Origin of the sequence: Brevundimonas sp. (genome assembly GCF_016463485.1) — a bacterium.
Taxonomy (GTDB): domain Bacteria; phylum Pseudomonadota; class Alphaproteobacteria; order Caulobacterales; family Caulobacteraceae; genus Brevundimonas.
The window spans coordinates 1-4,820 of the sequence record NZ_JAEMRD010000195.1; the positions used below are offsets into that span (position 1 = coordinate 1).

Annotated in this window: 6 protein-coding genes and 1 pseudogene; all 7 read left to right on the forward strand. The window is 67.0% G+C overall.

Annotation, left to right across the window (positions count from 1 at the left end):
* Positions 1 to 232: DUF1993 family protein (locus JHC99_RS17465; RefSeq protein ID WP_292155936.1), on the forward strand; the 232-nt coding region annotated here is incomplete at its 5' end.
* 57 nt (positions 233 to 289) lie between these two features.
* Complete coding sequence (locus tag JHC99_RS17470) at positions 290 to 583, forward strand: ribbon-helix-helix protein, CopG family (RefSeq protein ID WP_292155937.1); 294 nt, start codon at positions 290 to 292, stop codon at positions 581 to 583.
* On the forward strand, positions 570 to 893 hold the full coding sequence (locus tag JHC99_RS17475; RefSeq protein WP_292155938.1) for a type II toxin-antitoxin system RelE/ParE family toxin: 324 nt from the start codon (positions 570 to 572) through the stop codon (positions 891 to 893). Before JHC99_RS17470 ends, JHC99_RS17475 begins: the two co-directional genes overlap by 14 nt.
* A 120-nt stretch (positions 894 to 1,013) precedes the next feature.
* Complete coding sequence (rimP, locus tag JHC99_RS17480) at positions 1,014 to 1,628, forward strand: ribosome maturation factor RimP (protein ID WP_292155939.1); 615 nt, start codon at positions 1,014 to 1,016, stop codon at positions 1,626 to 1,628.
* A complete protein-coding gene (gene nusA / locus JHC99_RS17485) occupies positions 1,628 to 3,361 on the forward strand; it encodes a transcription termination factor NusA (RefSeq protein ID WP_292155941.1) in 1,734 nt (577 codons plus the stop codon). Before rimP ends, nusA begins: the two co-directional genes overlap by 1 nt.
* 18 nt (positions 3,362 to 3,379) lie before the next feature.
* A pseudogene (locus JHC99_RS17490) lies at positions 3,380 to 3,985 on the forward strand (RNA-binding protein); the annotation flags it as partial.
* Between the two features lie 231 nt (positions 3,986 to 4,216).
* On the forward strand, positions 4,217 to 4,820 hold a 604-nt coding region (locus JHC99_RS17495), incomplete at its 3' end, for a translation initiation factor IF-2 associated domain-containing protein (RefSeq protein WP_292155942.1).

Sequence of the window (4,820 nt, forward strand, 5' to 3'; positions counted from 1 at the left end):
CGCCCTGTCGATCGCCTTCATCGAATCCGTGCCGCGCGAGGCCTTTGCCGGCGCCGAAGATCGCGACGTGGTGCTGAAATTCCCCAACGGCCAGTTCGACTTCAAGGGCGCCGGCTACCTGACCGGCTTCGCCCTGCCGAACTTCTATTTCCACGTCACCACGGCCTATGCCCTGCTGCGCGCGGCGGGCGTCGAGATCGGCAAGCGCGACTATATGGGCGTGCCGGCTTAGCCGGCTGACAGTCAGCGGTGACTGTGGTAGGATAAAATCCTACCACAGGAGTCCGTCATGGCCGCCGCCGAGAAGCTCAGCGTCACCCTCACCGCCGCCATGGTGCGCGACCTGGAGGCCAGCGTCGCCGCCGGCGAGTTCGCTTCGACCAGCGAGGCGCTGCGCGACGCCGTGCGGATGTGGCGCGACGCCCGCGAGGAACGCGCCGAGCGACTGGCGGCTATCAGGGCGCGGCTGAAGGCCTCGGCAGAGGACACGAGACCCCGGCTGACTGCCGATGAAGTCTTCGGTCGCCTTGAGCGGACACGCGAGGCCAGGCTCAAACATCTGATGATCGATGAAGCGGCTTGAGGTCCTCTACGGGCCAGACTCGCCGCTGGAGATCGCCCTTCTGGAGGAATGGCTGGTTCTGAATGGAGCCGGCTTTTCGACGATCGACAACTACATAAAGCGCCTGAGAAACAAGTGTGAAGCCATCGGCGACCTGCCCTACGCAGGCCAACGGCGAGACGACCTCTTTCCCGGGCTGAGAACCGTCGTTTTCGAGAAGCGGGTCCTGATCGCGTATCGTGTTCATCACGACCACGTCGAGATCATGAACATCTTCTCCTACGGCCGCGACTATGAGGCCTTCTACCTCGACGACGACAAACAGGGCTGACAACCCCTTTCAGCGGGTCTATAGGGCGTCCCACATCGTTAGACACCGGCGTCCGACGGCGCCGCGTTTCCAAGCGGCGGCCGAGGGGCCCGCCGCTTTTTTGTTGAGTTGAAACCGCCCTTGCGCGCCAAGACCGTCCAGGACCGCCAGTTGATCGAGCTGATCGACCCCATCGCGGAGTCGCTCGGTCTGGCGATCGTGCGCGTCCGGCTGATGGGCGGGACGCTGCGTCAGCGGTTGCAGATCATGGCCGAGCGGCCCAGCGATCACGACATCTCGGTCGAGGAATGCGCACGTCTGAGCCGCGCGGTGTCGGAGGTTTTCGATGCCGCCGATCCGATCCCGGGCGAATATCTGCTGGAAGTCTCGTCGCCCGGCATCGACCGTCCCCTGACCCGTCTGATCGACTTCGACCTGTTCGAGGGTTTCGAGGCGCGGATGGAAGCGGATCGGATGATCGAGGGCAGGAAGCGCTTCAAGGGCGTCCTGGCCGGCCTGGACAAGGACGAGGCGGGGACCGACATGGTCGCCATCGACCTGGACGGCGAGGCCGACACCGCCCTGATACCGTTTGACTGGATCGTGGACGCCAAGCTCGTGATGAGCGACGCCCTGATCAAGCGCGGGGCCGAACTGCGCGCCCAGCGCGGCGAACCCGAAGACGACGGACTGCCGGAAGCGGCGCCCGAAGACCAAGACACGAACACGACCACCACTCCTGAGGACAAAGCCTGATGGCCGTCACCGGTATTTCCGCCAATCGCCTGGAACTTCTGCAGATCGCCAACGCGGTCGCCCAGGAGAAGAACATCGACCGCGAGATCGTCGTCGAGGCCCTGGAAGAAGCCATCCAGAAGGGGGCCAAGTCGCGTTACGGTGCCCACCACGACATCCGCGCCAAGATCGATCCCAAGACCGGCGAACTGGCCCTGACCCGTCACGTCACCATCGTCGAGGACGACTGGATGCCGGAAGACGAGCTGGAAGAGTTCAACGACAGCGCCATGGTCCGCCTGACCGACGCTTCCAAGCGCGATCCGGAAGCCGTGGTCGGCAAGGAGTATGTCGAGGACCTGCCGCCGTTCGAGTTCGGCCGGGTCCAGACCCAGATGGCCCGCCAGGTCATCACCGGAAAGGTTCGCGACGCCGAGCGCGCCAACCAGTACGAAGAGTTCAAGGACCGCGTCGGCGAGATCGTCAACGGCACCGTCAAGCGCGTCGAATACGGCAACACCATCGTCGATCTGGGCCGGGGCGAGGGCATCATGCGCCGCGATCAGTCGATCCCGCGCGAAATCTTCAACATCGGCGACCGGATCCGCACCTACATCTATGACGTCCGGCCCGAGGCCAAGGGTCCGCAGATCATGCTGTCGCGCGCTCACCCCGGCTTCATGGCCAAGCTGTTCGCCCAGGAAGTGCCGGAGGTCTATGACGGCGTGATCGAGATCCGCGCCGCCGCCCGCGACGCCGGTTCGCGCGCCAAGATGGCCGTGCTGTCGAACGACTCCTCCATCGACCCCGTCGGCGCCTGCGTCGGCATGCGCGGCTCGCGGGTTCAGGCGGTCGTCGCCGAGCTGCAGGGCGAGAAGATCGACATCATCCAGTGGAACCCGGATGAGCCGACCTTCATCGTGAATGCGCTCGCTCCCGCCGAAGTCTCCAAGGTCGTGCTCGATGAAGAAGCCGACCGCGTCGAAGTCGTGGTGCCCGACGAGCAGCTGTCGCTGGCCATCGGCCGTCGCGGCCAGAACGTGCGCCTGGCCTCCCAGCTGACCGGCTGGCAGATCGACATCATCACGGAATCTCAGGATTCCGAGCGTCGCCAGCGCGAGTTCAGCGAACGCACCCTGCTGTTCCAGGAAGCCCTGGACGTTGACGAAGTCATCGCCCAGCTGCTGGTCACCGAAGGCTTCGCGACCGTCGAGGATCTGGCCTTCGTCGACAACTACGAAGTCGCCGAGATCGAGGGCTTCGACGAGGACACCGCCGAGGAACTGCAGGCTCGCGCCCGCGACTTCCTGGACCGTCAGGCCGCCATCCTGGACGCCAAGCGCGTCGAGCTGGGCGTGCTGGACGAGGTCATGGCCGTTCCGGGCGTCACCGGTGCCATCGCCGTCGCGCTCGGCGAAGGCGGGGTGAAGACGGTCGAGGATCTGGCGGACCTGGCCACCGACGAAATCCGTGGCGGCTACGAGATGAAGAACGGCGAACGGGTCAAGGTCCCCGGCGTGCTGGAAAGCTTCAATCTGGCCCAGGAAGACGCCGAGATGCTGATCCTTCAGGCCCGCGTCGCGGCCGGCTGGATCGACGCCTCGGAACTGCCGCAGCCCGAGCCGGAATACGAGGAAGAGTACGCCGAGGGTGAATACGACCCCGAGGCCGTCTTCGGTGAAGCGCCTGAAGCGGAGGCTGACGCTGACGTCGAGGCCGCCGCCGACGACGCCGACCAGCCCCAGAACGCGTGATGGAGACCCGGACCGTCCATGAGCCTGCGAGACGCGACATCGGATAGAGAGCGCCGCGACCTGGTCACGCACCAGGTCATGGACGAATCTCGCCTGATCCGCTTCGTCGCCGCTCCGGACGGTTCGGTCGCTCCCGACCTGGGCAGGAAACTGCCCGGACGCGGCATGTGGGTCGCCGCCGACCGCGCCTCGATCGAGATGGCGTCGAAGAAGAACCTGTTCTCGCGCTCGGCCAAGACAAAGCTCAACGCCTCGGCCGACCTGGCCGCGACGGTCGAAACCCTGCTGTTCCGGCGTTGTCTGGACCAGTTGGGTCTTGCCCGACGCGAAGGCGTGCTTATCTCCGGCTTCGAGAAAGCGGCCGCCGCGATCCGCGCCGGCAAGGCCGCCTGGGTCATCGAGGCCTCGGACGGGTCGTCCGACGGGCGCGGAAAACTCCTGGCCCTGGCCCGCCACCAGACCGCGAAAGTCTGCGGGATGTTCAGCGCGGACGATTTGAGTTTGGCCCTTGGGCTGGAAAATGCGATACACGCCGTCCTGCTGCATGGCGGCAGGGCCGATCGCTGGACCGTCGAGGTCGAGCGACTGGCGGGTTTCAGACCGCTCCGACCATCGGAGTGGGACCAGGACGGGCCGCAGCACGGCACCGAAACCGGTCACGGTCCCCCGTCTTCGGACGGTGGCGGGACCGCTGCGAGCGGGTCAGACGAAGACCCTGGACATGAGCCCCCCGGGGCTTTTGGCGGGCGAGGTTCCGGGTCCTGAAAAGGGCGCGGAGCAGCGCACGGCTTTTTGTGTTTGGCGTGACGATTTCAAGATGAGGCGGACTTCCCCGCCACGAGTAAAAGCGACCGGATGAGCGACGAGAACGACAAGACCAACGACGGCCAGCAGCCGACAGCCCCGACCGGAACCCCTTCGGCGACGGGACCGCGCGCGCCGCTGAGCCTGAAGCCGCGCGCCGTGGGATCGGTTTCGACCGGCACCGTGCGCCAGAGCTTCAGCCATGGCCGGACCAAGACGGTGGTGGTCGAGACCAAGCGCCGCCCAGGTGCCCCAGTCGGCGGTCGCGCCCAGGGCTTTGACGTCGCACGCCCACGCACCGATGGCCCGGCCCCACAGGCTCAGGCTCCGCGTCCGATGGCCCCTCGCCCCCAACCCGCCGGCGGCTCGCTGTCGGGTGAGGAACAGGAAGCCCGTCGCCGCGCCATCGAACTGGCTACACAAGCCCAGGCCGAACGCGCCGCCGCCGCGGCCGCCGAACAGGCCCGTCGCGACGCCGCCGCCCACGAGGCCGCCGCCGCGACCGAACGCGCCGCCGCCGCCGCCCAGGCCGAGGCCGCCGCGGCCCGCGCCGCCGCCGAGGCCGCCCGCGCCGAGGCCTCCAAGCTTTCGGCCGCTGCGCCCCTGCCGCCCGGCAAGCCGGCCGCTCGCGCGCCGCTGCCGCCCAAGCCTGTGG

Excerpts from the sequence above, each read along its gene's own strand:
- JHC99_RS17475 (WP_292155938.1), top strand. The coding sequence starts at position 570 with ATGAAGCGGCTTGAGGTCCTCTACGGGCCAGACTCGCCGCTGGAGATC.
- JHC99_RS17470 (WP_292155937.1), top strand. The coding sequence starts at position 290 with ATGGCCGCCGCCGAGAAGCTCAGCGTCACCCTCACCGCCGCCATGGTG.
- nusA (WP_292155941.1), top strand. The coding sequence starts at position 1,628 with ATGGCCGTCACCGGTATTTCCGCCAATCGCCTGGAACTTCTGCAGATC.